The sequence below is a fragment of the Luteibacter sp. HA06 genome (assembly GCF_054061215.1).
In genome coordinates this window covers 2435638-2462440 of record NZ_JBSSDZ010000001.1, presented here as the reverse complement: position 1 = coordinate 2462440, position 26803 = coordinate 2435638, and the positions used below count along the sequence as shown (strand labels likewise).

General features: G+C 63.0%; 21 protein-coding genes. 15 read left to right on the top strand and 6 right to left on the bottom strand.

Annotated features, from left to right (window positions below):
• Nucleotides 1–21: 21 nt before the first annotated feature.
• From ACVWWJ_RS11320 to ACVWWJ_RS11310, 3 genes are all read left to right on the top strand, one after another.
• Nucleotides 22–636, top strand: a complete 615-nt coding sequence (locus tag ACVWWJ_RS11320; RefSeq protein ID WP_456967871.1) for a TetR/AcrR family transcriptional regulator — start codon at nucleotides 22–24, stop codon at nucleotides 634–636.
• An 82-nt stretch (nucleotides 637–718) separates the two neighbouring features.
• On the top strand, nucleotides 719–1813 hold the full coding sequence (locus ACVWWJ_RS11315) for an efflux RND transporter periplasmic adaptor subunit (RefSeq protein WP_456967870.1): 1095 nt from the start codon (nucleotides 719–721) through the stop codon (nucleotides 1811–1813).
• Nucleotides 1810–4917, top strand: coding sequence for an efflux RND transporter permease subunit (locus ACVWWJ_RS11310; RefSeq protein WP_456967869.1), 3108 nt, complete (start codon nucleotides 1810–1812; stop codon nucleotides 4915–4917). The genes ACVWWJ_RS11315 and ACVWWJ_RS11310 overlap by 4 nt, the downstream gene beginning before the upstream one ends.
• 151 nt (nucleotides 4918–5068) lie before the next feature.
• Here the strand turns inward: ACVWWJ_RS11310 and ACVWWJ_RS11305 are convergent, their stop codons facing one another.
• The gene (locus tag ACVWWJ_RS11305; RefSeq protein ID WP_456967867.1) at nucleotides 5069–6025 is read right to left on the bottom strand and encodes a LysR family transcriptional regulator; all 957 of its coding nucleotides are present in this window, start codon (nucleotides 6023–6025) and stop codon (nucleotides 5069–5071) included.
• A gap of 66 nt (nucleotides 6026–6091) precedes the next feature.
• On the opposite strand from ACVWWJ_RS11305, the gene ACVWWJ_RS11300 reads away from it, so the two are divergent.
• Nucleotides 6092–6520, top strand: coding sequence for a DMT family transporter (locus ACVWWJ_RS11300; RefSeq protein ID WP_159891236.1), 429 nt, complete (start codon nucleotides 6092–6094; stop codon nucleotides 6518–6520).
• 11 nt (nucleotides 6521–6531) lie between these two features.
• The gene (locus tag ACVWWJ_RS11295) at nucleotides 6532–6993 is read left to right on the top strand and encodes a DMT family transporter (RefSeq protein WP_159891234.1); all 462 of its coding nucleotides are present in this window, start codon (nucleotides 6532–6534) and stop codon (nucleotides 6991–6993) included.
• Nucleotides 6994–6996: 3 nt separating this feature from the next.
• Here the strand turns inward: ACVWWJ_RS11295 and ACVWWJ_RS11290 are convergent, their stop codons facing one another.
• On the bottom strand, nucleotides 6997–8034 hold the full coding sequence (locus tag ACVWWJ_RS11290) for an alpha/beta fold hydrolase (protein ID WP_456967865.1): 1038 nt from the start codon (nucleotides 8032–8034) through the stop codon (nucleotides 6997–6999).
• Nucleotides 8035–8149: 115 nt separating this feature from the next.
• Nucleotides 8150–8950, bottom strand: a complete 801-nt coding sequence (locus ACVWWJ_RS11285; RefSeq protein ID WP_456967864.1) for a helix-turn-helix domain-containing protein — start codon at nucleotides 8948–8950, stop codon at nucleotides 8150–8152.
• A 220-nt stretch (nucleotides 8951–9170) separates the two neighbouring features.
• Between ACVWWJ_RS11285 and ACVWWJ_RS11280 the strand changes: the two genes are divergently transcribed.
• The 3 genes from ACVWWJ_RS11280 to ACVWWJ_RS11270 all read left to right on the top strand — a co-directional run bounded on the left by ACVWWJ_RS11280 (nucleotide 9171) and on the right by ACVWWJ_RS11270 (nucleotide 11210).
• Nucleotides 9171–9773: a hypothetical protein gene (locus ACVWWJ_RS11280; RefSeq protein WP_456967863.1), complete on the top strand. Its 603-nt coding sequence runs from the start codon at nucleotides 9171–9173 to the stop codon at nucleotides 9771–9773.
• 75 nt (nucleotides 9774–9848) lie between these two features.
• Nucleotides 9849–10676 (top strand): alpha/beta fold hydrolase, encoded by an 828-nt coding sequence (locus ACVWWJ_RS11275; RefSeq protein WP_456967862.1) that lies wholly within the window; start codon nucleotides 9849–9851, stop codon nucleotides 10674–10676.
• Between the two features lie 252 nt (nucleotides 10677–10928).
• Entirely contained in the window at nucleotides 10929–11210 is a 282-nt protein-coding gene (locus ACVWWJ_RS11270) for a hypothetical protein (protein WP_456967861.1), read from the top strand.
• A 564-nt stretch (nucleotides 11211–11774) separates the two neighbouring features.
• Here ACVWWJ_RS11270 and ACVWWJ_RS11265 read toward each other — a convergent pair.
• Complete coding sequence (locus ACVWWJ_RS11265; protein ID WP_456967860.1) at nucleotides 11775–13403, bottom strand: hypothetical protein; 1629 nt, start codon at nucleotides 13401–13403, stop codon at nucleotides 11775–11777.
• 228 nt (nucleotides 13404–13631) lie between these two features.
• Between ACVWWJ_RS11265 and ACVWWJ_RS11260 the strand changes: the two genes are divergently transcribed.
• Nucleotides 13632–14939, top strand: coding sequence for an acetamidase/formamidase family protein (locus tag ACVWWJ_RS11260; protein ID WP_456967859.1), 1308 nt, complete (start codon nucleotides 13632–13634; stop codon nucleotides 14937–14939).
• Nucleotides 14940–14952: 13 nt separating this feature from the next.
• Here ACVWWJ_RS11260 and ACVWWJ_RS11255 read toward each other — a convergent pair whose 3' ends face one another.
• Nucleotides 14953–15834, bottom strand: a complete 882-nt coding sequence (locus tag ACVWWJ_RS11255) for an AraC family transcriptional regulator (RefSeq protein ID WP_456967858.1) — start codon at nucleotides 15832–15834, stop codon at nucleotides 14953–14955.
• A gap of 168 nt (nucleotides 15835–16002) precedes the next feature.
• Here ACVWWJ_RS11255 and ACVWWJ_RS11250 point away from each other — a divergent pair, with 168 nt between their 5' ends.
• Both ACVWWJ_RS11250 and tal read left to right on the top strand, forming a co-directional pair.
• The gene (locus tag ACVWWJ_RS11250; RefSeq protein ID WP_456967857.1) at nucleotides 16003–16845 is read left to right on the top strand and encodes an oxidoreductase; all 843 of its coding nucleotides are present in this window, start codon (nucleotides 16003–16005) and stop codon (nucleotides 16843–16845) included.
• 203 nt (nucleotides 16846–17048) lie between these two features.
• Nucleotides 17049–18119 carry a transaldolase gene (tal, locus tag ACVWWJ_RS11245; protein ID WP_159891214.1) on the top strand — a complete coding sequence of 357 codons (1071 nt, stop codon included), beginning with the start codon at nucleotides 17049–17051 and terminating at the stop codon, nucleotides 18117–18119.
• Nucleotides 18120–18212: 93 nt separating this feature from the next.
• Here the strand turns inward: tal and ACVWWJ_RS11240 are convergent, their stop codons facing one another.
• The gene (locus tag ACVWWJ_RS11240; protein WP_456967856.1) at nucleotides 18213–19154 is read right to left on the bottom strand and encodes an alpha/beta hydrolase; all 942 of its coding nucleotides are present in this window, start codon (nucleotides 19152–19154) and stop codon (nucleotides 18213–18215) included.
• Between the two features lie 379 nt (nucleotides 19155–19533).
• Between ACVWWJ_RS11240 and ACVWWJ_RS11235 the strand changes: the two genes are divergently transcribed.
• The 4 genes from ACVWWJ_RS11235 to ACVWWJ_RS11220 all read left to right on the top strand — a co-directional run bounded on the left by ACVWWJ_RS11235 (nucleotide 19534) and on the right by ACVWWJ_RS11220 (nucleotide 26699).
• Complete coding sequence (locus ACVWWJ_RS11235) at nucleotides 19534–22962, top strand: response regulator (RefSeq protein WP_456967855.1); 3429 nt, start codon at nucleotides 19534–19536, stop codon at nucleotides 22960–22962.
• Nucleotides 22959–23804 carry a CheR family methyltransferase gene (locus ACVWWJ_RS11230; RefSeq protein ID WP_159891208.1) on the top strand — a complete coding sequence of 282 codons (846 nt, stop codon included), beginning with the start codon at nucleotides 22959–22961 and terminating at the stop codon, nucleotides 23802–23804. Before ACVWWJ_RS11235 ends, ACVWWJ_RS11230 begins: the two co-directional genes overlap by 4 nt.
• Before the next feature lies 1 nt (nucleotide 23805).
• Nucleotides 23806–25389, top strand: coding sequence for a response regulator (locus tag ACVWWJ_RS11225; protein ID WP_159891206.1), 1584 nt, complete (start codon nucleotides 23806–23808; stop codon nucleotides 25387–25389).
• Nucleotides 25390–25589: 200 nt separating this feature from the next.
• Nucleotides 25590–26699: an acyltransferase family protein gene (locus ACVWWJ_RS11220; RefSeq protein WP_456967853.1), complete on the top strand. Its 1110-nt coding sequence runs from the start codon at nucleotides 25590–25592 to the stop codon at nucleotides 26697–26699.
• Nucleotides 26700–26803 lie beyond the last annotated feature (104 nt).

Below are 26803 nucleotides of genomic sequence, written 5' to 3'. Positions count from 1 at the left end.
GCATCCGGTATATCCTTGCGTATGACCGACGCGATTACGACACCCGAGGCAACCCCGACGGGCGCTCCCGGTATCCGCGAGCAGATCGTGGAAGCCGCCGACGCGCATTTCAGCCGTTACGGCTACGCCAAGACCACCGTTGCCGACCTGGCGAAGGCCATCGGCTTCTCGAAGGCGTACATCTACAAGTTCTTCGATTCCAAGCAGGCCATTGGCGAAGCCATCTGCTGGCGCTGCCTGTCGGCCCAGCTCGCCACGATCACGGAGGCTGTCGAGGCCGCGCAGGGCGCACACGAGAAGCTGCGCGTGCTCTTTCGCACCGCAGTGGAAGAGAACCGTGCGCAGTTTTTCGAAGACCGCCAGCTTTACGACATCGTGACGTATTCCTGCGCGGAAAACTGGGCAAGTTCAACGACGTACGTCGTAGAGTTCGAGGCGTTGCTAGCCAGCATCATCAGGGAAGGACGTGAGTCGGGCGAGTTCGAACGCAAGACGCCGGCTGACGAGGTCCTGAGGGCCATTTGCCTGGCCACGTCGCCGTTCACGCACCCGCTCCTGCTCCAGCACAACCTCGACCAGATCGAGCATGGGTTGCCTGCGGTTACCAGTCTGGTGCTGCGTAGTCTGGCGCCATAAACGGACGAACTGAGTTTCCAGTGACCAGTTGACACATTGGTCACAAGAAGCGAAGCTACGGCTTTCCTGAAGGAAGCCTGCCGTGAATCCGTCGCCCCTGATCCGTCGTTTGCTGCCTCCCGGGGCGGCTGTCCTGGCACTGGCGCTTGCCGCCTGCTCGCAATCGCAGGCGGATCCTCGCCTTCAGGCCCCTTTGGTGCGCACGGCCACCGTCGCCCCGACCACGCAGGGCGAGCGTGCCTTTTCCGGCATCGTTTCAGCCCGCGTCCAGAGCGGGCTTGGCTTCCGGGTTCCCGGGAAAGTCATCGAGCGCCTCGTGGATGCCGGTGAGGTCGTGAAGAAGGGCGAGCCGCTGATGCGCATCGATCGCACCGACCTCGCGCTCGCCAATGCCGCGTCGACGGAGCAGGTGGAAGCGGCGCGTGCGCAGGCCGTGCAATCCGCTGCCGATGAAAAACGTCTGCGTGGGCTCGTCGACGCCGGCGCCGTATCGCACTCGGCCTACGACCTTGCCAAGGCCGCTGCCGACGCCGGTGCAGCGCGTCTTCGCGCAGCGCAGGCGCAGGCGTCGGTCTCGTCCAACGAAGCGGGCTATTCCGTGCTGGTCGCAGACGCCGACGGCACCGTGATCGACACGCTGGTCGAACCGGGTCAGGTCGTTGCGGCAGGGCAGATCGTCATCCACCTCGCGCATGCTGGCCCGCGCGAGGCACTCGTCAGCCTCCCTGAAACCGTGCGTCCTGCCATCGGTTCGACGGCGCAGGCGTCGATCTTCGGGGGAACAGGCGAAGCGGGACCGGCACGTCTACGCGTGCTGTCCGACGCTGCCGACCCCGCGACGCGCACGTTCGAGGCGCGCTACGTGCTGGAAGGCAAAGCCGCCGACGCGCCGCTCGGCGCCACGGTCGTCGTACGGCTTCCCGACGGTCGCGCCGCAGCGACCACGGTGCCGCTCGCCGCCGTGTACGACAACGGTGCGGGTCCGGGTGTGTGGGTGTTGAAAGGCAAGACGCCGGCGGTCACTTGGCGCCACGTGCAACTGGGCAGCCTGAGCGACGAAACCGTGGTCGTGACCAGCGGGCTGACGCCCGGCGAGCGCTTTGTGTCCCTGGGCGCGCACCAGCTGCATGAAGGCGAGCAGGTGCGCACGGGCGAGACACAGGAAGCCGCGAAATGAGCAGCGGCTTCAATCTTTCCGCGCTCGCCGTACGCGAGCGCGCCGTCACGCTCTTCCTGATCATCGCGGTATCGATGGCGGGACTGTTCGCGTTCTTCCACCTGGGTCGCGCGGAAGACCCGAGTTTTACGGTGAAGGTGCTCACGGTCGTCACCGCCTGGCCCGGCGCCACTGCCGAGGAAATGCAGAACCAGATTGCCGAGCCGCTGGAGAAGCGCCTGCAGGAACTGAAGTGGTACGACCGCAGCGAAACCTTCACTCGTCCCGGCCTGGCCTTTACCACCCTGACGCTGCGTGACGACACGCCGCCGTCCGAGGTGGAAGGCGAGTTCTACCAGGCGCGCAAGAAGCTCGGCGACGAAGCGGCAAAGCTTCCGCCAGGCGTCTCTGGCCCGCTGGTCAACGACGAATATGCCGACGTGACATTCGCGCTCTACGCGCTGAAGGCACGTGGTGAACCGCACCGTCTGCTCGTGCGCGAGGCGGAAACCGTTCGCCAGCAGTTGCTGCATGTGCCGGGCGTCAAGAAGGTCAACATCATCGGCGAGCGTCCCGAGAAAATCTTCGTGGAGTTCTCGCATGAGCGGCTTGCCACGCTGGGCATTGCACCGACGACGATCTTCGAGTCGCTCAACAAACAGAACGTGCTGGCCGCCGCCGGCTCGATCGAGACCCAGGGTCCGTCCGTCGTCGTCCGCCTGGATGGCGCCTTCGACGACCTCACGCGCATCGAAGACACGCCGGTGGTTGTCAACGGCCGCACGCTGCGCCTCGCCGACGTGGCCACCGTACGCCGCGGCTATGAAGACCCGGCAACGTTCCTCATCCGTAACGACGGCGATCCCGCGCTCATTCTCGGCGTGGTGATGAAGGATCGGTACAACGGCCTCGATCTGGGCAAGGCGCTGGAGAAAGAAGCATCGGCGATCTCGTCGACGATGCCCGTGGGCCTGACTTTCTCCAAGGTCACGGACCAGGCGGTGAATATCGCCGAGGCGTACGACGAGTTCATGCTGAAGTTCTTCGTCGCCCTGGCGGTGGTGATTGCGGTGAGCCTGGTCAGCCTCGGTTTCCGTGTCGGCCTTGTCGTTGCAGCGGCCGTGCCGCTGACGCTGGCTGGCGTGTTCGTCATCATGCTGGTCACAGGGCGCGACTTCGACCGCATCACGCTCGGTGCGCTGATTCTTTCGCTGGGCCTGTTGGTGGATGACGCGATCATCGTCATCGAGACCATCGTGGTGAAGATGGAGGAGGGCAAGGATCGCATCGAGGCCGCGACCTATTCCTGGGGACACACGGCCGCGCCCATGCTGGCCGGTACGCTGGTGACGGCGATCGGCTTGATGCCGGTCGGCTTTGCCAAGTCGAGTGCAGGCGAATATGCCGGCAATATTTTCTGGGTGGTGATGTTCTCGCTGCTCACCTCCTGGCTCGTGGCGGTCATTTTCACCCCGTACCTCGGCGTCAAGCTGTTGCCGAACATCCGTCCGGTGGAAGGGGGTCACGCGGCAATCTATGGCACGCCGCGGTACAAGAAGCTGCGCAGGCTGATCGCCTTTGCAGTGCGCCGCAAGCTGGCCGTTGCGCTTACCGTGGTCGGCTTGTTCGTGCTGGCGGTCGTGGGCATGGGCTTCGTGAAGAACCAATTTTTCCCCGCGTCCGATCGCCCGGAAGTCCTGGTGGAAGTGCAGATGCCCGAGGGGACGTCGATCGAGGCGACCAGCAAGGCGGTGGGCGAGGTTGAAGCGTGGCTGCGCAAGCAGCCCGAGGCAAAGATCGTCACCAGCTATATAGGGCAAGGTGCGCCACGCTTTTACCTCGCGATCGCGCCCGAGCTTCCCGATGCCTCGTTCGCCAAGATCGTCGTGTTGACGGACAACGAGAAGACGCGCGAGACGCTGAAACGGCGCATCCGCAAGGCCGTGCAGGACGGGCTTGCCCCGGAAGCACGCGTGCGCGCCACGCAGATCGTGTTCGGTCCTTACTCGCCGTTCCCGGTGGCGTTCCGTGTGTCCGGGCCCGACGAAACCAAAGTGCGCGAACTCGCCGCCAAGGTCCGCGACGTGATGCAGAAGAACCCGAGCATGCGTACCGTCAACAGTGACTGGGGCGAGCGTGTACCGACACTGCACCTCGTGCTCGATCAGGATCGCCTGCAGGCCATTGGCCTCAGCTCGCGAGACGCCGCCGACCAGCTGCAGTTCCTGCTCACCGGCATTACCGTGACGAAGGTGCGCGAAGACATCCGCTCGGTCGACGTCGTCGCACGCAGTTCCGGCCCGACCCGGCTCGACCCTGCGCAACTCGGCGCCTTCACCCTCGTCGGGGCGCATGGCGAGCGCTTGCCCCTGGATCAGCTGGGACATGCCGAAGTTCGCATGGAAGATCCTATCCTGCGCCGCCGCGATCGCATGACGACGTTCACCGTGCGTGGAGACATCGGCGAGGAGTTCCAGCCGCCGGATGTCTCGATGCAGGTGCTCAACGATCTGAAGCCGCTGATGACCACGCTGGCGCCGGGCTATTCGATCCAGACCGCTGGCGCGCTGGAGGAAGCGGGCAAGGCCAACGTAGCTCTGGCCGCTGTCTTCCCGGTGATGCTGTTGCTGATGATGATCGTGATCATCTTCGAGGTGCGCTCGATCGCCGGCATGTTCATGATCCTTGCGACAGCGCCGTTGGCTCTGGTCGGCGTGGTGCCGACGCTGATCCTGTTCCACCAGCCGTTCGGCTTCAACGCCATCCTGGGCCTGATCGGCCTGGCCGGCATCATCATGCGCAACACGCTCATCCTCATCGGGCAGATCCACACCAACCAGCGTCAGGGCCTGGATACCTACCACGCCGTCGTCGAGGCCACCGTGCAACGCGCACGGCCGGTGATCCTCACGGCACTCGCCGCGGTGCTCGCCTTTATTCCGCTGACCTTCTCGGTGTTCTGGGGCTCGCTGGCCTTCACCCTGATCGGCGGAACCATCGGCGGCACGGTACTGACGCTATTGTTCCTGCCGGCGCTTTACGCCTTGTGGTTCCGCATCCGCCCGGACAAGGGCCTCGACCCGGGCGAGGTGCCGGTGATCTCCCACGAGCCGATCGAACATTAATACTGTGATGCCCCGATGCCCTGATGCCCTGATGCCGTGATGCTTTGTGTGGGAGCCGATTCATCGGCGATAGCCAGGTTGCCTCAACCCCATCGCCGATGAATCGGCTCCCACAGAGAATCGAAAACCGAGGCGTGCGATGAGAGCCGCGTCAGACACGATCCCAGTACGGCGGACTTCCGATGCGTTCGAGCAGGAAGTCCGTCACCAGACGTACTTTCCTCGATCGTGAGCGGTTCTCCGGCGAGACCAGATGAATCCCCGGCGGTTCGGCTTCGACGGATGCCTCCCAGTCCGGCAACAGTTTCACCAGGCGAGCCTTCCTGAAGCTCCCCGACTGGAATAGCCAGGTCGGGAACAGGACGATACCGAGTGATGCCTCTGCCGCTGATACAAGCGTCTCCGCGTTGTTGCTCTGAAAGCGCCCGGTCACGGCAAACGCTTCATAGCGTGCGTCGCCGGGCTTACGGAAATACCAACGTTGCGCACCCCACTGGCCGCGATAGACCAGGCAGTTGTGCTCGCTCAACTGGTCGGGACTATCGGGCGTGCCATGGCTGTCCAGATACGCGCGACTCGCACAGAGGATGTAGCGCTGGCCGCCTATCGCCCGCGCAACGAGCCCTGAATCTTCGAGTGTGCCGACGCGCACCGTGATGTCCGCACCCTCCTGGACAGGATCGATGAAAGCATCGGTGAGGGTCAGCTGGACCGACAGTTCCGGATATTCCTTCTGCAAATCGTGCAGCAGGTGGGCGATGTGCAGGCGGCCCAGGGCGACGGGCGCATTCACCCGGATCAGGCCCTTGGGCGCGGCGTCCTTGTCGGCGGCTTGTTCCGCAGCCATGTCCAGCAGATCGAGCGCTTCCCGCACGGTGAGGTAATAGCGCTCGCCCGAGTCGGTCAGGCGTACCGCACGCGTGTGCCGGTAGAGCAGCTGTTGCCCGACCTCTTTTTCCAGTTCGGCGATGTGCCGGGAGACCGATGACGCGGGGACCCGAAAGTGACGTGCCGTCGCGATGAAGCTTCCCGTGGCAGCGACCATGGCGAAGTAACGCAAGGCGTTGAGCTTCATCGAGTTGTCCGCAAGGCAATAATGTATTCTCATTCTGGCGCATTGTTCCTTTCATGGCACCACCCTATCTTTCTGCCTCTTCGTGGTGGAACCCCCTGCATGAAACATGTCTGGCTCATTCCCCTGGTCGTCGCGGCCGGCATGGGGCTTTCCGTGGAAGCAGGCCTGCTCGGGCCCCTGGGCGAGGAAGTGGGGCACTCGTGGGCGGTCCTGGGCATCTTCGGTCTCGGTTCCTTGCTGCTTACCTTTGGCCTCATCTTCGGCCGACCGCGCCTGGCGCTGATGTTCTCCCAGCCGCGCTGGCTGCTGACGGGCGGTGTGCTTGGACCGCTTTACGTCGCAGCGCTGACGATCGCGACGCCGTTCATCGGTGTCGGTCTGACCATGGTCGGCATCCTGTTCGGCCAGGTGGCCGCGAGTCTGGTCATCGATCACTTCGGCTGGCTGGGTAGTGCAAAACGCGAGGTCGATGGCTATCGGGCCACCGCACTTGTCGCGATTCTCGCCGCCCTCTGGCTGATTCACTAAGGATCCCTTCCATGCTTATCCTCATGATCCTCATCGTGGTGGCCAGTGGCGCCATCCTGTGTGCGCAATCCGCGATCAATGGTCGCCTGGGCTCGCAGGTTGGCGTGCTGGAAAGCGCGTGGCTCACCTTTACGCTCGGCGCGCTCCTTAGCTTCCTGTATGCGTTCCTGTTTGAACCGCAACACGCGATGACGTTGTTTTCGGCACCGCGCTGGCAGGTGACCGGCGCCTTCTTCGGCGTGGTCTACATGCTGGTCATCGTGTTTGCGATGCCGCGCATCGGCACCGCCGCGGCCACGGTTTCGGTCATCAGTGGTCAGCTTCTGATGAGCCTTCTCATCGACAACTTCGGCTGGTTGAATAACCCGGTCATTTCGTTGAGTGGCTCGCGCTATGCCGCCATGGCGTTACTGGCGTTGGCGTTGTTCTTGATCTACCGCAGCAACACACGACCGAACGCCAGGAGTCAGTAGCGTTTATTGTTCGGTCGTCGGATCTGCCTGGGCGTAAGGGACGTTCCCTTGCCGCAGCGCCTGGATGAGTGCACCGACTTCACGATTGACCAGATCAGGCCGGTCCACGTGGATGTAGTGATCGCTGCCTTTGGCGATGACGCGACGGCTGATTGGCGAGAGCGCCTTGCTCTCTTCCTGCATCTGGTTCCAGACAAGGGAGTTTGCCCTGGCGACTTCGGGTGGCCAGTTCGAAGGCATGGATGCCGGGTCGCGGGAGAGAATGAGGACGGGCAGGCCGGGGAAGGGGCCCACGTTTCGGGTCTCGTCGCCGGACTGGCGTACGGCGTCGAGTTCCGCTTCGAGTGCGTCGAATTGTGTGGGATCGCAGTTGTTCGCCTTGATCACCGCGCCATACGCCTCGAAGCCAGCGGGAACATTCGAGCAGACACCTTGCAGGCGATACCAGCCGATCGTCATGAGCAGCTTCTGCCAGGGCATTTCAGCACGCTGGGTGTTCTGGATAGCGACGAGGCTGCGTGGAACGCGATCGTCTTGCAGTGGCGTGGCACCATCGATGAAGACCAGCGCTGCGAGCTCGCTCCGGTAATGCTTCGCGTAGGCCCGAAGATAAAGTCCGGAAATGGAGTGGCCGATCAGGACAAAGGGCTTGCCGATCGCGGCGACCGCAACCAGGTCATGCAGTTGCTTGGCGAGCGTGTCTGCATCGTGCGGCCGCGGCGTCATCGCACTCGTACCGAACCCGCTTCGGTCGAACGAGCAGACGCGTGTCATCTTCGACAGTTCTGGCTGGACCTTCAGCCATGTCGTGAAGTCGTCGCCAAGCCCGGTATCTAGAATGATGGCGGGTGACCCTGCGCCGGTGCAGACCATGTGCACGTCATAGCCGTCGACCTGATACGTCTCTCCGGGAGCATGGGCCAACGTGCGCTCCCGGCGAAGCGACCACTGGTTGTAGACGGTGCCCGCGGCGAGCAGGACCACCACGAGGGAGGCCGAGGCGATGGCCGCGACGATGAGGATTCTGGAGGGCTTGGTCATGTCGCCCGAATGCTGCTCGTCGCCGTGAGGAACGGCCCGTGCCACCAGTCACGAATGACGAAATAATTGAGAACGCTCGACAGCGCGCTCCCACACCTCTATCGGGTCCCTCATTTCATAAGGTCAGATGCCATGCCTTGGTCGCCTCGTCCACCGGCACCATGCATTCCACCCTCAGTTCCTGGGGGCTGGGGCTGCGGGGCGAGCCCACCGTTGTGACGAGCGAAAAATAGCTGAGACGGTGGTTCGAATCGGCCAGGGTGAAGGGAATGACTGGAAGGTCGGGAGCGTCGCCGTCGCTTAGGGCCTCCGCGACGTCCGGATAGGCCTTGAGTGAGTCGATGAGAGCCTGGGTGCCTTCATCGATGACGCCACCGACGGCCTCGCGGCGCACGCGCTGTAGCATCGCCGCGGAAAAACGCTCCCAGTCGGCAACGAACGGGCGCAGGCACTCGGGGTCGAAGATCATCTGCAGGATGTTCCGAGGGCGCGACCAGCGATCGAGGTCGACAAAGGATCCGAGCATCGTCTTGGTGGCCTCGTTGGCCATGACGACGTTCCAGTACCTGTCCATGACCAGGGCAGGGAAGGGCTCATGTTGGGCGAGCATGCCTTCCAGGGCATGGCGGACAATGGCGAAGGAGGCGGCGTCCCATGATTCTTCCGTGTAAATCGGCGCGTAGCCGGCGGCAAGCAATAGCTGGTTACGTTCGCGATAAGGCATGCGGAGCCCATCGGCGACGACCATGAGCGTCTGCCGGGTCGGGGCGCTGCGGCCACTCTCGATGAAGCTCAGGTGCCGCTGCGAGATGCCGGTGTCCAGGGAAAGCTCGATCTGACTGAGGCCACGCATGCCTCGCCAGGTCTTGAGGATACGGCCGAGCTCGCCTGTGGCGCTGCCTGCATGGGTGGTCATGTCATGGTTCCGCCTGGGCTGAAGGGAGAAGCATTCGACGTGCTGGCATGGACGTCAATGACCTGCGGAGTAATAGAAACTCCGTGAAGCGCCAAGTGCGCCGACGCCAGTCATCGCGCCCTTATTACCCGCGGCGTCATTGTCAGTCGTCTGCGCATTCTCATAATAGGTATCTCCCGGCCCACGACAGGGTCCATTTCCCCGTACCAGGAGATACGTCATGTCCACGTCTAAAGCGAAGTTCAGTGAGTACGTGTTCAGCGCCATGCCCGGGTTCGACGAATCCAGCTTCCGCAAGCTGTTCGCGCAGGCTATCAACCTCAAGACCATCGTGATCCATTGCTTCGATCCGCGCGCCGTCGAAATTCCTGAAGCAGTCGCCAAACGGTTCCCGGGCGAAATCTACCCTGGCGAGAACGTGTTCGACGAGGCCGGCAACAAAGCGGGTCACACGCGCACGCTGTTCGCCGTGTCGGTGGCAGGCGGGCGCGCCGTCGCGGGCCTGCAGTCGATATCGACCATGGAGCATCTTTTCGGCTTCGAGAACGTGGTCGTAGTCCATCACTCCTACTGTGGCGCGACGTCGTTCACCACCGATGGCATGCTCAACGCGTTCGAGCATGAGCATGGCATTGATATCTCCTCGGAGTACGACCGCGGCAGCATCAGCATCTCGGACTACGAAGCCTCGCTCCATTACGACGTCGCCCTCGTGCGTGCCAGCCCTGGCGTGCCGAAACATGTGAACGTGTTCGGCTTTTTCTACAACATCGACACGGGCGAGCTGACCGAGGTCGTGCGTAACGATGGGCATCACGTTTGAGAGGATGTTTATTCAATAAAACCGGCCTCGCTTGCACAAACATTCCTCACTCACCCCACCCGTGAGGAATGTTGTATGGACGGCACGATCAAGACGAAAGACGGCGTAACCATCTATTACAAGGACTGGGGTACGGGTCAGCCGCTGGTCTTCAGCCACGGCTGGCCGCTTTCGGCGGACGACTGGGACACGCAGATGCTGTTCTTCCTGAGCAAGGGCTTTCGCGTGATCGCCCATGACCGTCGTGGACATGGCCGTTCAAGCCAGACTGAAGACGGCAACGACATGGATCATTACGCTGCGGATCTAGCGGCGCTGACGGAACACCTCGATCTTCGCGATGCCGTGCACATCGGGCATTCGACTGGTGGCGGTGAAGTTGCTCGCTATGTCGCCCAGTACGGCCAGGACCGCACGGCGAAAATCGCGCTTCTCAGTGCCGTCCCTCCGATCATGGTGAAGAATGCTTCCAACCCTGACGGCTTGCCCATCGACGTGTTCGATGGCCTGCGTGCCGCGTTGGCGGCCAACAGGTCGCAGTTCTACATGGACGTGGCGTCCGGCCCGTTCTATGGATATAACCGTCCGGGTGCGACACCGTCGCAGGGCGTCATCACCAACTGGTGGCGCCAGGGCATGATGGGTGGCACGAAGGCCCACTACGACTGCATCAAGGCCTTCTCGGAAACCGACTTCAACGATGACCTGAAGAAGATCGACAAGCCGGCCCTCGTCCTCCACGGCGACGACGACCAGATCGTCCCTTACAAAGACGCCGGCGTGCTCTCGGCGAAGGTCCTGAAAAATGCGACGCTGAAGATCTATCCGGGCTTCCCGCACGGCATGCCCACCACGCACGCGGATACGATCAACGCCGACCTTCTCGCCTTCATCAAGAGCTGACAACGCCAGCGTTTATAGCTCGTAGTTTCAGGCGGCGATTCGTAGCGTCATACGCATAACGCAAGGAATCGCCGCGCTTTATTTGACACCTCCAGTCAAACTCCCGACGGAAAAGTCTTCTGTGAGAGCCGATTCATCGGCGACGGTCTCCCACCCGTCAACACACCGACACGAACGCCCGTTCTCGACAAAACACCCCACTTGGCACACCCCTTGCTGATACGCAGAACCACCACAGCAAGGAAACCGTAAATGACTACGATCGGTTCGACGCCCAGCGTCAATCCCATGCCCCAGATGCACGTCCGCGGCGGCCACGGCGGCCACGGCGGCGGTAAGGGTCTGCTCAACACGGACACCGACTCGACGACGGATTCGCCGTTCACCGATAGCCTGACCTCGGCAACGTCGACCGATCCGTTGACCGGCGCTCCAACCGCCGCAACGACGGCTTCGGCGAGCACGGCTTCGACGGCTTCGACGCTTGCGTCGACTGTGTCGGCGCAGTTGCAGAATCTGCTCGGTATTGCCTGAAGAAAGCGAAACACCGCCCGGGTGTGCCTTGGCGGTGTTTTTTCAGGTTTTTTGCGGAATTCCGGGAAGCTGAAGGCGTTGCGGCGCAGGGCCTTCGGTGCCTGTACGGTCGGCGCAGAGCCTTCGGTGCCCACCCTCGCTGCTCAGACACCCCTTCGCGTTTCGTATCGGAAAGGCCGCTGCGCGGCCATGTACTCATTTGGCCTACGGCCGCTCCACTTGTCGGGAACTCGCCTCGAGGGTGGGCACCGAAGGCTCTTTCCATCCCTGAGGTTCGTGCGGGTCGAGCCGACGAAGCAACGCCGCTTTGGCTGTTGGCTCTCCTTCCACTCAACCGTATCGTCGTGAGAGACCTTGGTGTCCACCCTCGATGCGAGTTCCGGACAAGTGGAGCGGCCTTAGGCCAGATAAGTACATGAGCCGCGGTAGCGGCCTTCCGGTACGAAACGCGGAGGACTGTCTGAGCAGCGAGGGTGGGCGCCAAGGTCTCCCCGCCAGACGCCCAAGTGTGCGGCCAACGGGCCATCGCCGCTGAAGCGGCTCCCACAGAAAACTGCAGCTGGGTTATGGGGTGGCTTGCCAGATGGGCTTGCCGGCGTCGACGACCCAGGTGGTGCCGTCGTTGCGTAGATACAGATAGGCGCCGGGATGTCCGGCGGTGCCGCTGGCCCAGCGCGGCTGACCGCTCTGGTCGTATTCGACCAGGTTGCCATCGCCCTGCATGATCGTCGTCTTGATGGGTTGGCCTGCGGTTCCGCTGGAATAGAGCCGTGCACCATCACGATAGACCGTGAGGTCGCCATTCGCATCTTGCGACAGGCTGATGTGGCCGTCACACGAGGTCAGCGGATGGGCGGGATCGAGCACCTCGTTCGGATGGAGCACTCCGCATTCGGGTACGACATCGAACGGACCGGGATCGGTCGGCATGGTCGCGGTGACCGGGCTGTCGCCATGGAACATCGCGGCGATTTCGTGGGTCATGCGCAGATTCCAGTCCGTTGGCAGGCGATACCCATCGACATCCAGCGTGAGCCAGGGGTACTGCGACGGCGCCTGCGAGGCGTTCGATGCGACCTTCAGCAGCGAGGTGCCTTCGCCGAGCTCATCGAACATGGCGATCTTGACGGTGCGCACGCCGGCGCTGCGGTCGCGGTATGCCTGGTCCCAGAAGAACTTGCCACCGAGGCTCTTCGCCCCTTCCTGGGGAAGGTTGCCGTTGCTCTGGTCGCGGCTGGACGATGCCGGGAGGATCGTCGGCATATAGATCTGCCCATTGGCAGCCGTAGCGGCGAGGTGGACGCGCGTGCGATTGGTTTCGTACCAGTCCAGGTCGCTGTCCTGGTACACGCCAACGTTCCACGGCTGGATGATGTCGAACTTCTTCACCACGTCCGCGTATGCCGGCTGCTCGAGGTACGTGTTGCTCACACCGCCCATGACCGTCGCATGGGCGACGTTATGGAACCAGTCGATCACGCGTGACGCAAGGGCCGGCTTCATCTGCCAGGTGGTTTCGCTTCCGCCCTGGTCGATACCCCAGAGGGAAACGACGGGGCGCCCGCCCTGTTGCTGGTACATCGCACTCCGGGTGACATGGAGGTCGTTGACCAGGTGCAGCCAGTCAGCCGTCAACTTGTTGAAGATGGCGTCTTCGTCTGCCTGCGTGGCGGTGTTTTCGAACTGGCCACTCACGTCGTATTCGATGAAGAACGAGCGGCCGTTATCGCCGGCAGCCTGCATCGCGTTGCGCAGCACGATGTCGTTCTCCTGGTAGAGCATGTCCAGCGAGCCGAGGAAGCGCTGGAGGATCGCGCCGTCCACACCGTACTCGCGCATCCAGCGGAAATGCGTCTGTGCCGTGCCGGCATTCAGCGACGAGAAGAAGTTTGCCTGTTTTCCGCCGACAGTCAGTCCCGGGGCGGGGCATAGCGCCTCGGCAGGGTATTCATCGGTGATGGGGAAGGTGGGGATGGAACTGTTCGTCGCGGTGGGGTCGATCTGCGAGATGTAGGTCCAGTGAAACCAGTTGCTCTCCGGGCTCGGTGCACCAGGGCAGTGGAACCACCCTTGGTAGGCCGCGAAGACCTTGTCGAGGACGGTCGACGTATCGGTGACATCCGCGGGTGATGCAAAGGCTGGCTGGAGGCAGGCAAGCGCTATCATCGCGGCGAGCGTCTTTCTCAGTGACATGGACGTCCAAATGGGTGGTGTGGTGCTGCATGGTGGCCCGCTTGCCGCGCTTCGAACGTGTCCGGATTCACGCTTCCGGCAAGAGATTACGTTCTTAATAGTCCGAACAGTCACGCCATCACGTCACGTTATATGGCCAGCCTCGTGCACCTCCTCTGGCCCATCAGCCACATGCCTGGCAGCCGCGGGCACTGCTAGGCTCAGGCCTCGTTCCCATGAAGGATCACCATGCTCCGTCGCCTCGTCCTGCTCGGTGTGTGTCTTCCCCTCGCGGCTCACGCTACCGGGTCATCCATCGAAACCTGGCTGATCAAGACCGATATGTGGGGTAACACCGCGTACCAGACGTTGAGCCTTCACCAGGATGGCCAGGCCCTGAGCGGAACGTTCGACGGGGACGCGCTGTTGGGAACCCGACAGGGCAACCTGCTGGACTTCACCGTGACCGATGCGGACAAGGCGACCTACCATCTGAAGGCCACCGTCGACGGGGCGGCTTTGTCGGGCGCCGCGGATGACCCGGATACGAACAGTCCGGGTAAGCGCGTGAGCCACACGTTCACTGGCCGCCGCTTGCCCGAACGCGCTGCGGACGGCCCCAAGGTCTACACGTTCACGCCGAAGGACTATGCCAACGAGTTCTCAGCCAGCCGCACACCCGTGCTCACGGTATGGCCTGGCGACAGCATCAAGACACGAACCATCGATTCGGGCGGCGTGGACGAGAAGGGCAACACGGTTGCCTTGTTCGGCAACCCGCAGGTCGGTCCGTTCTACGTGATGTCGGCCGAGCCGGGCGATACGCTGGCTGTGCACATCAAGCGTCTTCGCCTCAACCGCGATTATGCGGATAGCCTCGACAGCATCGTCGGGCCCGCACTGGGTCAGTCGCTCGCCGGCAAGGCGCAGGAGCTGGGCAAGCCGGTGAAGTGGAAGCTCGACATCGCAAAGGGTGTTGCCAGCCCGATGAATGCATCGCCCGCGCTCATGCATTACAGCGTACCGGTCCGTCCGATGCTGGGTGGCATGGCCGTCGCACCCGGTTTCGGTTCGCCTGCCGTGTCGACAGGTGATACGGGCCGCTCTGGCGGCAACATGGATTTCAACCAGGTCGTCGAAGGCAATACCGTTTACCTGCCGGTATATCAGCCGGGTGCGCTGCTTTACTTCGGGGACGCGCACGCGCTCCAGGGCGATGGCGAGACCTCGCAGTACGCACTGGAGACGTCGATGGATGTCGAGATCTCGGTCGACGTCATCCACGGTAAAGCGGTACAGATTCCGCGTGTCGAATCGCCGACGCAGATCATGGTGCTGGGGCAGGCGGGGTCGATCGATGAGGCGACTCGCGCGGCCACGACCGGGCTGATCAAGTGGCTCTCGCAGGACTATGGCCTGACGCTTTCGGAGTCGGCCCAGGTGCTGGGGAGCGCGGTCCATTACTCCGTTGCCAACCTTGCCGGACGAAGCGTCGGTGTCGCGGCGAGCCTGGACAAGGCGTTGGTGTCGAACCTGGCGAAACCAGCGAAACCCTGACGAGCGAAAGGAATCAACCTCCGCCGGACAGGCGTGAGGTGTCCGCCACCGGCGGCGCGCCGAACAATCGCTTGTACTCACGCGTGAACTGCGACTGCGTGTCGTAACCCACGCTTGCCGCCACGACACCTGCCGGCTGGCCCTCGGCGATCATCATGCGCCGGGCTTCCTGCAACCGGATCTGCGTGCGGTATTGCACCGGCGTCATGAGCGTGATCGCCTTGAAGTGCCGATGAAACGAGGTGACGCTCATGCTGGCTGCTTCGGCGAGGGCGTCGATGCTCATTGGCAGCTGGTAGTTGGCGCGTATCCAGTGGGTTACCCGGCTTATCTGCGACAGGTGGGACGTGCCCTGCGCCAGTTGCGTCAGAGCGCCGCCGACACCGCTGCGGAAGACCCGGTAGTAAATCTCCTGGAGGATAAGCGGGCTGATGAAACCGATGTCCGCCGGATGGTCCAGCAGGGCAAGCAATCTCGCGAATGCTTCAAGCAGTTCAACCGACATCGGAGCCGCCACGACGCCAGCGGGCCGCGACACCGCGACTGATTGTGGTGGCACGCGCTGCATGGTTGCTGCGAGCAGTGCCCGGTCGATGTCGAGCGTCATCGCAAGATGCGAGCCGCCGTCGGCCGCGAGGAAGATCCGGGTCGCGACGGGCAGGTCGACCGTGACGAGAAGGAACGTGGAGGCATCAGCCAGAAACGGTGCCTCGCCGGCCGACACACTCTTGCCGCCGCGCAGTATTACGACCATTCGAGGTTGATAGAACGTGTGAGCCGGATGCACGGGTTGGTCGGCCCGGTACAAGGTCAGGCCGGGAATCGCCGTGGCCTGGCGATGCTGGCTCGCATGCCTTTCCACCATGGCGCACATGGGCTCGAGAAGGTTTTCCATTTGCTGAGTATGGCGGTGCAAGGCGCAGCAAGGAAACGGGTGACGCATGAGTTTGGCAGGATCGTACAAAAGGCTGGCAGCATCGGCGTATACCCCGGGCCAGGCCGGGATCATCCTGTCCAGGTGCCGGATTCGCCGGCCCTCTCCCTCTCCCCAACAGGAACTGTCATGTCGAATACCAAAGTCTGGTTGATTACCGGATGCTCCACCGGCTTCGGGCGCGAACTGGCCAGGCAGGCGCTGGAGCGTGGCGACCGCGTCGCCCTCACCGCCCGCAATCCCGCGCAGGTCGCGGACCTTGCCGCGCTGCATCCCGACCGCGCGCTGCCTCTCGCGCTCGATGTCACGAAGGAGCACACGATTCACGAGGCGGTCGCTGCGGCCGAGGCACGATTCGGGCATATCGACGTGCTCGTGAACAACGCAGGTTATGGCTACTTCTCCGCGATCGAAGAAGGTGAGGACGCGGAAATCCGTCGGCAGTTCGAAACGAATGTGTTCGGCCTGTTCGCGCTGACGCGTCATGTGCTACCGGGCATGCGGGCTCGCCGCAGCGGCCATGTCGTCAACGTGTCGTCGATCGGCGGCCTGGTCGCTTTCGCAGCGACGGGTTACTACCACGCGTCGAAGTTTGCGGTGGAGGGATTCTCCGAGTCGCTGTCGATGGAAGTCGCGCCGCTGGGCATCAAGGTCACGATCGTTGAGCCGGGCCGCTTCCGGACGGACTGGGCAGGTCGCTCCGTGATCGAGTCGAAAACCATCATCGACGACTATGCCGAGACGGCGGGCAAACGGCGCGAACAGGCCCGTGCCTATTCCGGTACGCAACCGGGCGATCCGGTGCGCGGCGCCGCGGCCATCATCCAGGCGGTCGACGCGGAGCACCCGCCCCTCCGGCTGCTGCTGGGATCGGATGCCTACGACATGGGCATCAAGCGTCTGGACGCGCTGCGAGACAACTTCACGGCGTGGAAAGAGCTCTCGGTGAGCTCGGACTTTCCGGCGGAGTGACGGCCTGAGCGGGTCGTTGCCCTGATGGCGCGGCGGCCCGTTCTCGCGCGACAGACGTTTCTTCAATACCGCGCGCTCCACCATGCGGTAGTTTTTTGTGGTTTTAAGCCCGGTGCCCCCCGAAAGGGGGTCCCGCCTTTCGTCACCCTGGCAGTCACGTCGGCAGCCGGCCGGCGCAAGGGCTGTCACACACAGGACCGCCCATGAACGCGACTGCGAAACTCCAGGAACTCGGCCAGAGCCTCTGGCTCGATAACATCTCCAGGAACATGATCGACACGGGTCTGCTCGAGACGTACATCCGCGACTTCTCGATCACCGGCCTGACCTCGAACCCGTCCATCTTTACCAAGGCTGTCGCAGGTGGGTCCGACTATGACGCCCAGATCGCCAGCGAGCGGGCGACGGGTGCCACGCCCGAAGAGATCGTGCTCCGGCTCATGGTGCAGGATCTTCGTCGCGCCGCCGATCTTTTTGCGCCGATCCATGCGAAGACAGCCGGCAAGGACGGCTGGGTGTCCATCGAGGTGTCGCCTTACCTGCTCAATGACGCGAAGGGCTCACTGGAGTGGGCGCAGCAGCTTCATGCGCAGATGGATCGTCCGAACGCCTTCGTGAAGATTCCAGGCACGTCGCAAGGTGCGGTCGCCATCGAGGAGGCCATTTTCCAGGGCATCGCGATCAACGTCACGCTGTTGTTCTCGCGCGACCAGTACCTGGCCGTGGCCGAGGCGTATATGCGTGGCATCGAGCGGCGCATTCTTGGTGGACTGGATCCGAAGGTTCGCTCGGTAGCGTCGGTGTTTGTCAGTCGCTGGGATGCCGCAGCCGCCAAGCAGGGGCGTGCCGACCTTCGCAACCGCCTTGGACTGGCTGTTGCCGCGGACGTATGGGATGCCTACCAGGCCGTGCTCGCATCGGAGCGCTGGAAGACGCTCGCATCCGCAGGCGCGATGCCACAGACCCTCCTGTGGGCAAGCACGGGCGTCAAGGATCCCGAAGCGGATGACACGCTATACATCACGGCGTTGGCCGCGCCGGAGACCATCAACACCATGCCGGATGCGACGCTGCGTGCGTTTGCCGACCACGGAAAGGTGCCAGCTGCGGTTGGCCTCGATCGTGATGCGGGCGCGGCGCTACGACGTACCGCCAGCGAAGGCGGCCTCGATGTCGACGCCCTGGCCATCCAGCTTCAGGTCGAAGGCGGCGCTGCATTCGTTACCGCCTGGGACGAGCTGCTCAAACGCGTCGAGGGCAAGGTGACCGCCTAGAGCCGCCAAAGGCAACTGCCTTGATTTGCCGATCCCGGATCTGCCAGATCCCGGATTTGCCATAACCTGGAATTGCGCGATGTGGGAGCCGATTCATCGGCGATGCTCTTCCACAAAAGCGGCTATTGCATCGACGAAGGGCGGTGACAGCGGAGCATCCTGGCCGCCGCCGGCCGGGACGCTCTTCCACACATGGTTCATCCCATCGATCACCACCGATTCCACGCCCGGTCGCGCGGCCTTTAACCGGGCTCCGTCGGTGGGATCGACCTGGTGGTCGTTGCTGCCGTGGATGGCAAGTGCCGGTCCTTTTGATTTGGCCAATTCAGCCACCGGATCGTGGGCGAACAGGTCGATCAGATAGCCCTGGGCCTCCGCTCGAAACAGCCCCTTGGCAAAAGGCGGCAACGCCGTCGCATCGAAATGCTGGCCTCGCTTGAGTTGGTCGATTGCACTATCCAACGCCGGAAGAAAGACCGCCTGTGGGCCGCCTGCGAGGTTCGCATGGAGCTGGTGGCGGAGCACGGCATCCAGCGGTTGCCCCGGTGCCGACGCCAGGATGAGGCCGCAAACATGAGGAGTGTTCTCCGCGGCGACCTCGGCGATCAGGCCGCCTTCGCTATGTCCCAGAAGCCAGACGCAAGGCGCATGGGTTTCCTTGCGCAGCGTCGCAACCCACGCCGCCGTGTCGCTCGCATAAAGCGCCAGAGTGACGTTGTTCGGATCGACGCCAGGGTTCTGGCTTCCGGGCATGCCTCGCTTGTCGATGCGAGCTACCGTGATACCTCGCTCATTGAGGGCCGCCGCGAGCAGTTTGTACGACTGCGGTTTGCCCCCTAGCGGATTGTTGCCGTCGTGATCGGTGGGGCCGGATCCGGGAATGATCAGGACGACAGGCGTGTTCTTCGCGTCGGCCGTGTCGAGAACGCCGCCGAGATGGACTGTTCCGTTGACGGTCGAGATCGGCTTCTCGGCAGCATGGAGGGGAAGGGCGGTGCAGAGCAGGGCAGCGGTGATGATCGCCAGGTGCTTCATAGGTGCCAGAGATCCAGTAGATAGTCGACAGGAGCGTCCGTGGCGTCGTAGCTTGAACCTCCCCTTGGACGAAGGCCAGTGAGCGGATCACGCCGCCGGGGGCTCCGGGGTACCTGATGCTCGACTTCCGACAGGCTCTTACTTCAGCCGTCAACTGACGTTTGAGAGAGCCGATCCGCCCAGGCTGGAGCATTTCTGACTGTTGCCGGAGTAAGGGTTTCGAGTGGTCGCCGGCTGCATGAAAGGTGGTGAAAATGGAGTGAAATTCCCCGCGAAACCGGCCAGTTCCGCTTGTTTTGTTGCGCACCCCGTGACCGTCTTGATTACGCACTCGTGATGATATATTTACCCGCTACGACAGTTAACCAGCCTGGCCCTCATGACCTCACAAGTACCCCGTGCGTCGCGTTCGCGCGCGATGGATCAGCGCACGTCCATAGCACTGGTCGCCGTCATTATCTTCTTCGTGGTCAGTGGGGCGCTGGCCTATCTGAACATCCGGAGCATTCGCGACGGTAACCAGAAGGTGATCCAGTCGCAGCAGACGGTCACTGCGTTGAACGAGATCCTCTCTGCCGCGCAGGACGCGGAAACCGGGCAGCGAGGGTTCCTGCTGACGGGAAACGAGAGGTATCTCGAGCCGTATAACGCCGCACTTTCCAGCATCCCGGCCCGCCTCGACACCGTTCGGGCCACCACGCAGGACAACGTCGCCCAGCAGGCGCGCCTGAAGGAACTCACCGGTCGGCTCGGCGACAAGCTCGCCGAACTCAAGGAAACGATCGACCTTCGCCGGACCCGTGGCCTCGATGCGGCTCTGGCCGTCGTCAACAGCGACCGCGGCAAGGCAGCCATGGACGCCGTCCGTACCCAGTTGTCCAGCATGCAGTCCGAGGAGCTGGCGCTGCGCGACAAGCGTGTCGTCGAGATGACGTCGGCGTACGCTAACGCACTGACAAGCGGATTGTTGAGCGGCCTCCTGGGTGTGGCGCTCACCGTGTTCGTTGCCGTGATGCTCCGCAACGCGTCGCGTACCCGGCAGCGGGCTGCATGGCTGCAGGCCGGCCAGCTTGAACTGGCCGCCGTCATGGCCGGCGAGCAGGAAACGGAGACGCTCGGCGCGAATATCCTCGCGTTCCTTGGCCGCTTCGTCGACGCGCAGGCCGGAGCGGTTTTCGTCAACGCTGCCAATTTCTACGAGCGAATCAGCGTCTACGGCCTCGCGCCTGGTCACAACGTGGTCGAGCGCTTCCTGCCCACCGAGGGTCTGCTCGGTCAGGCGGCCGCGGAACGCAGGACGTTCGTCATCGACGACGTGCCGGATGGCTACCTGGCGATCGGTTCGGCTCTGGGCCAGGACAAGCCACGGCACCTCGTTCTCCTCCCGACCGTCGTCGATGGTGAAGTCAACGGCGTCATGGAACTCGGCTTCTTCAGCGCCGTGGACGAGGAGGTCGTTACCCTTCTCGAGCAGGCCTCCGCCGCCATCGGTGTGGCGCTCCGCTCGGCAACCTATCGCGCCGATCTCAACCGTCTGCTCGAGGAAACCCGGCGACAGTCGGATTCGCTCCAGGTGCAGGGCGAAGAGCTTCGCGTTTCCAACGAAGAGCTCGAGGAACAGAGCCGCGCACTCAAGCAGTCCCAGCACGAGCTCGAGCAGCAGCAGGCCGAACTGGAGCAGACCAACGCCCATCTGGAAGAACAGGCGAACCAGCTCGAATCGCAGCGCGACGATCTCGCGCGGGCGAACGAGGTGATCGAAAACAAGGCGAAGGAGGTGCTGCGTGCGAGCCGCTACAAGTCCGACTTCCTCGCCAACATGTCGCATGAACTGCGCACGCCGCTGAACTCGGCGTTGATCCTGTCCAAGCTGCTTGCGGACAATCCGCGCGGCAACCTGACGGAAGAGCAGGTCAAGTTCGCCAACACCATCCACTCGTCGGGCAACGACCTGCTCACGCTGATCAACGACATCCTGGATCTGTCGAAGATCGAGGCGGGTCACATCGAGATCCATGCCGAGTCGTTGTCCGTGGAGCGCCTGGTCAAGGGGCTGGTGCCGCAGTTCCAGCCCATGGCTGACCAGAAGGGCCTGATCTTCGAGGTATCGACGTCCCCCGATTGTCCGCCGATCGTCGAGACCGACCGGCAGCGCCTGGAGCAGGTACTCAAGAACCTGCTGTCGAACGCGTTCAAGTTCACGGAGCAGGGCAGTGTGCAGTTGCACGTATCCTGCGACGTGCATGGTGACTTCGTATTCGCCGTCAGCGACACCGGCATCGGTATCTCGGTCGAGCAGCAGACGCGTATCTTCGAGGCCTTCCAGCAGGCGGACGGCACGATCAGTCGTAAGTACGGCGGCACCGGTCTGGGCCTGTCCATTTCGCTCGAGCTTTCGCGTCTGCTTGGCGGTAGCATCGCGGTCGATAGCCAGGTGGGCAGGGGGAGCACCTTCAGCCTGACGATCCCGCCGCTGTTGGGCACGGTGCGTGCACCGGGGCGCGAGGAGATCGTCGTGCCTGCGGGTGCCGCGAATGCGGTGTCACGCGCCGACGTGGCGCCGCCGGTCCTGGTTCCCGCCCCGAAGGTTCCTGACGACCGCTTCGAGCCAGCCGACCAGCGCCGGGCGATCCTTGTCGTCGAGGACGACGAACTGTTCGCCCAGATCCTGCTCGAACTGGCGCGTGAGATGAACTTCCGCTGCCTGATCGCGACCAGCGCACAGGAGGCTCTTGCCCTGGCGCGACATCACCTGCCGCAGGCCATCGTGCTTGACGTCGGTTTGCCGGATCAGTCGGGCCTTTCGGTGCTCGACATCCTCAAGCGCGACGTTCGCACGCGTCACATCCCGATCCATGTCGTGTCGGCGAGCGACCATTCGCACGCAGCGCTTTCGATGGGCGCGGTGGGTTACCTGCTGAAGCCGGTCAAACGCGCGCAGTTGGCTGAGGTATTGAGCAAGCTCGATGCAAGACTTTCGCAGCCGGTTCGCCGCGTGCTCGTGGTCGAGGACGATGACGTGCAGCGCGATGCCATCCGCCAGCTGCTGGCATCGGCGGATGTCGAGACCGTGGCCGCAGCGACCGCCGCAGAATGCCTGGAACATCTCAAGAGCCAGACCTTCGACTGCATGGTGCTTGACCTGTCCTTGCCGGACGCATCTGGCTTCTCGCTGCTCGAGACGCTGAGTGAGGATGGCATCCACGCGTTCCCGCCGGTCATCGTTTACACGGGGCGGGATCTGACCTCCGAGGAAGAGGCGCGGCTACGCATCTACTCCCGCTCGATCATCATCAAGGGTGCGAAGTCGCCCGAGCGCCTGCTGGACGAGGTGTCGCTGTTCCTGCACCAGGTGGTCACCGAACTGCCGGCGGAACATCAGAAGATGATCCAGGAGGCGCAGCATCGTGACGCCTTGCTCGAAGGCCGGCACGTGCTGGTCGTCGAGGACGATGTGCGCAACGTCTATGCCCTGATCAATATCCTCGAACCGCGAGGCTGCGTGCTGACGGTCGCCCGCAATGGCCAGGAAGCGATCGACGCACTCAACAAGGCGAGCAACGGCTCGGGCCAGGACATCGACCTGGTGCTGATGGACGTGATGATGCCGGTGATGGACGGCCTGACCGCGACGCGCCAGATTCGCACCGATCCGCGCTTCAAAAAGCTGCCCATCATCACGCTGACGGCCAAGGCCATGCCGGATGACCAGGAGACCTGCCTGAAGGCGGGCGCGAGCGATTACATGGCCAAGCCGCTGGATGTCGACAAGCTGCTTTCGCTCGTTCGCGTGTGGCTCGCGCAATGAGCGCGATACCGGGCAACGCGGCGGAGCGCGTCGAGGCGATCGAAGTCGAGCTGATTCTGGAGGCACTGTTCCAGCGCTTCCACTACGACTTTCGTGGCTACTCCCGCGCGTCCGTGACGCGGCGCCTGCGCCAACTGCGCGACAAGCTCAGCTACCGCACGTTGTCGGCCATGCTTGAGGCACTCCTGCACGATGCATCCGTCGGGCCCCAGGTCGTGAGCTACCTGACCGTACAGGTCAGCGAGATGTTCCGTGATCCCTCCTACTTCCGCGCACTGCGCGAGCAGGTCGTGCCGCATCTGCGCACGTACCCGTCGTTGAAGGTGTGGGTGGCAGGTTGCAGCAGCGGCGAGGAGTTCTATTCCCTCGCCATCCTCTTTCGCGAAGAGGGCCTGGAGCAACGGACCATGTTTTATGCCACGGATATCAACGCCGGGGCACTGGAGGCCGCGTCCGCAGGGGTGTACAACCTCGATCGCGTCCGCGGTTTCACCGAGAACCACCAGCAGTCGGGCGGCCGTTCGTCGCTATCGGATTACTACACGGCTGCCTACGGGAAGGCCACGTTCGATCGCTCGTTGCGGGAGAGGGTGGTGTTTGCCGACCACAGCCTGGTGACGGATGCGGTATTCGGCGAGATGCACCTGATCTCCTGCCGCAACGTGCTGATCTATTTCGACAGCAGCCTGCAGGACCGTACCATCGGGCTTTTCAGCGATTCGCTCATACGCAAGGGGTTCCTGGGACTCGGTTCGAAGGAAAGCCTGCGCTTCTCCACCCACGCCGGCGCTTTCCAGGACTTCGTCCTCGAGGAACGCATCTACCAGAAGCAGGATCATTGACATGGCTTCCATGGCCCCGGTTCATTTTCTACTTGTCGACGACCTCGAGGACAACCTCGTTGCGCTCGAGGCACTCCTGCGTCGCGATGACCTGGTGCTGCTCAGGGCACGTTCGGGCGAGGAAGCCCTGGAGCTGCTGCTCGTGCACGACGTGGCCCTGGGCCTGCTCGATGTGCAGATGCCGGGCATGGATGGCTTCGAACTCGCCGAGCTCATGCGCGGAAACGAGCGCACCCGGAATGTCCCGATCATCTTCCTCACCGCGAGCAATACGGATAGCCAGAGGAAATTTCGGGGCTACGAAGCCGGTGCAGTGGACTTCATCCAGAAGCCGGTCGAGTGGGACATCCTGCGCAGCAAGACGCGCGTGTTCTTCGACCTGCATCGCCAGAAGCAGCAGATCGCCGCGCAGCGCGACGAACTCGAAGCCTACGCCGAGACGCTGACCCGCTCGGATCGCTACAAGGACCAGTTCCTGGCCATCCTCGCGCACGAGTTGCGGAATCCGCTCACGCCGTTGCGCATGGGCCTGGACGTGCTCCGGGGGCAGCCGACGCCCGAGCGGATGACGCAGATCCACGGCGTCATGGACAGGCAGCTGGTGCATCTCGTGCGACTGGTCGACGACCTGCTCGACGTGTCGCGCGTGAGCCAGGGGAAGATCGTGCTGAAGCGCGAGAAGGTCGATGTCGCCGATATCATCCAGGCGGCGCTCGAAGCGAGCCAGCCCTTCATTGAAGGCGGCAACCACACGCTGCGGGTCGACGCGGGGACGCGCCCGCTATGGGTCAATGGCGACAAGACACGGCTGACGCAGGTGATCGGGAACCTCATCAACAATGCGGCCAAGTACACGCCACCCGGTGGCACGCTGACACTTCAGGCCCATCGTGACCAGCAGGATGTCGTGATCGCGGTGTCGGATAACGGCATGGGCATTCCGTTGTCCATGCAGTCGAACATCTTCGAACTGTTCACCCAGGTCGGCGAGCACCTGACCCGCTCGCAGGGCGGCCTCGGTATCGGCCTTGCGTTGGTCAAGCAGCTGGTGTCGATGCACGAGGGGTCGATCGCGGTAAGCAGTGACGGCGAGGGCATGGGCAGCACTTTCACCGTCCGCCTTCCGCTCCTGGCTTCGGGCGACGACGAAGCGGGCAAGCGCGTTGTACCGGATGCAGCCACGAGCACGCAGGCCCTCAAGATCCTCGTCATCGACGATAACGCCGACATTGCCGAGACCATCGGCTGGTTGCTGAGCGACATGGGCCACCAGCATCGCCTCGTGCTCGACGGGCGGACAGCCCTGGAAGCCGCGCGCGATTTCCAGCCGGACGTGGTGCTGCTGGATATCGGCATGCCGTCGATCGATGGCTACGCGGTCTGCCGTGCGTTCCGCGACGACCCGGCACTCCGCTACCTGCCGATCATCGCCCAGACCGGCTGGGGGCAGGAGGCCGACAAGGCGGCGACCGCCCGCGCCGGTTTCGACTACCACCTGGTCAAGCCGGTCGGCTATGGCGAACTGCAGCAGGCCCTGGCTTTCGTGCTGCACGCGGAGCGCGCGCAGGCTGGCCAGTCACACTAGCCAGCCTGCGCGTCCCCCGGCACTTAAACCTTTTATGCCGCCGCCAGCACCCACCCCTGCCAAGACGTGTAGGAGCCGATTGATCGGCGATCCGCGGCAGCGGGCAAGGCCGCCGCGGTCCCCATCGCCGATCAATCGGCTCCTACAGGAGGCTCCGCACTAGCGTGCGAAGCCTGGCGGTCCTGTGGGAGCCGATTTACATGAAGATCGTTTTTGCTCATCAACTGCGCGCCCTGGCGGCCCTGTCGGTGGTGGTCAACCACTACTGGGGCATCTTCTTCGTACCCGCGATACGCGCGATCGTCAGCGTTCCGGCGGCGTTTGTTCCGGCCCAACCCGGATATACGCGACACGTGCTCGCACCGGGCGCAGGGGGCTTCCTCTACGGCGCCTTCGGCGTGGCCGTGTTCTTCCTGATAAGCGGCTTCGTCATCCCGATCAGCCTCAGGAATCTTTCGACGGGGCAGTTTCTTATAAGGCGGTTCTTCCGCATCTACCCCGTGTACTGGTTCTGCCTTCTCATCAGCCTCGCCATGTACGCGGCGAGTGCGTGGTACTGGTCCACACCCCTCTCTGAGAGGGTGAGCTGGTCATACCTGGCGAGCAATCTTGCACTCCTGCATAGCGCAAGCGGAATACCATCGCTGGATTTCGTGTGCTGGTCGCTGGCGGTGGAGGTGAAGTTCTACCTCGTTTTCGCCGTGATCTTCCTCGTCGGAAAGAACGCACATCAGGTCGTGTCGATCTGCATTGGCTTCCTGGCACTCTGCTGTGCAGCCACCTATGTCACCACGCATGGCAACGATCCGGCGTCGGTTGTCGCATACCTGGTATCCGACATGAAGTACATGAGCTTCATGTTCCTCGGCTGCCTGTTCTACTACCTGCTGTATGGCGAGCTCGATACGCGGTCGGCTCTTGGCTATGGCCTGCTGATCTTCGGGTTCTTCGTGGCTATCGGGTCGATGCATGAGAGAGAGCTATTCGGTCCGCTGGTAAGGAATTACTCCTACGCGCTCATCGCCTTCTCGGCGTGCTATCTGCTTCGGCACAGGTTCCGTCGAAACACGATTCTGGACTTCCTGGCGGACATCAGCTTTCCGCTTTACCTGGTGCATTCGACGATCGGCTACGTGGCGATGCCAATCCTTATCGATCGCGGCATGCCTTACACGCTGGCGTGGATGACATGCCTTGGCGGCGCCACGATCGTTGCGTGTCTTGTTCACACTTACGTCGAGTTGCCCGCTAATGCCCTCGGAAAGCGGGTTTCGCCGGGCGCTTCCACCGCGGTCGCTGCGACAATTTGACATTCGCAACATCCTGCCGCAGCATGTGATGAGGTTCGGACATCTAAACGTCCCATCCCCCCGGACACATCGCGAGGCAACACCATCTTGATCCCGCAGCAGCT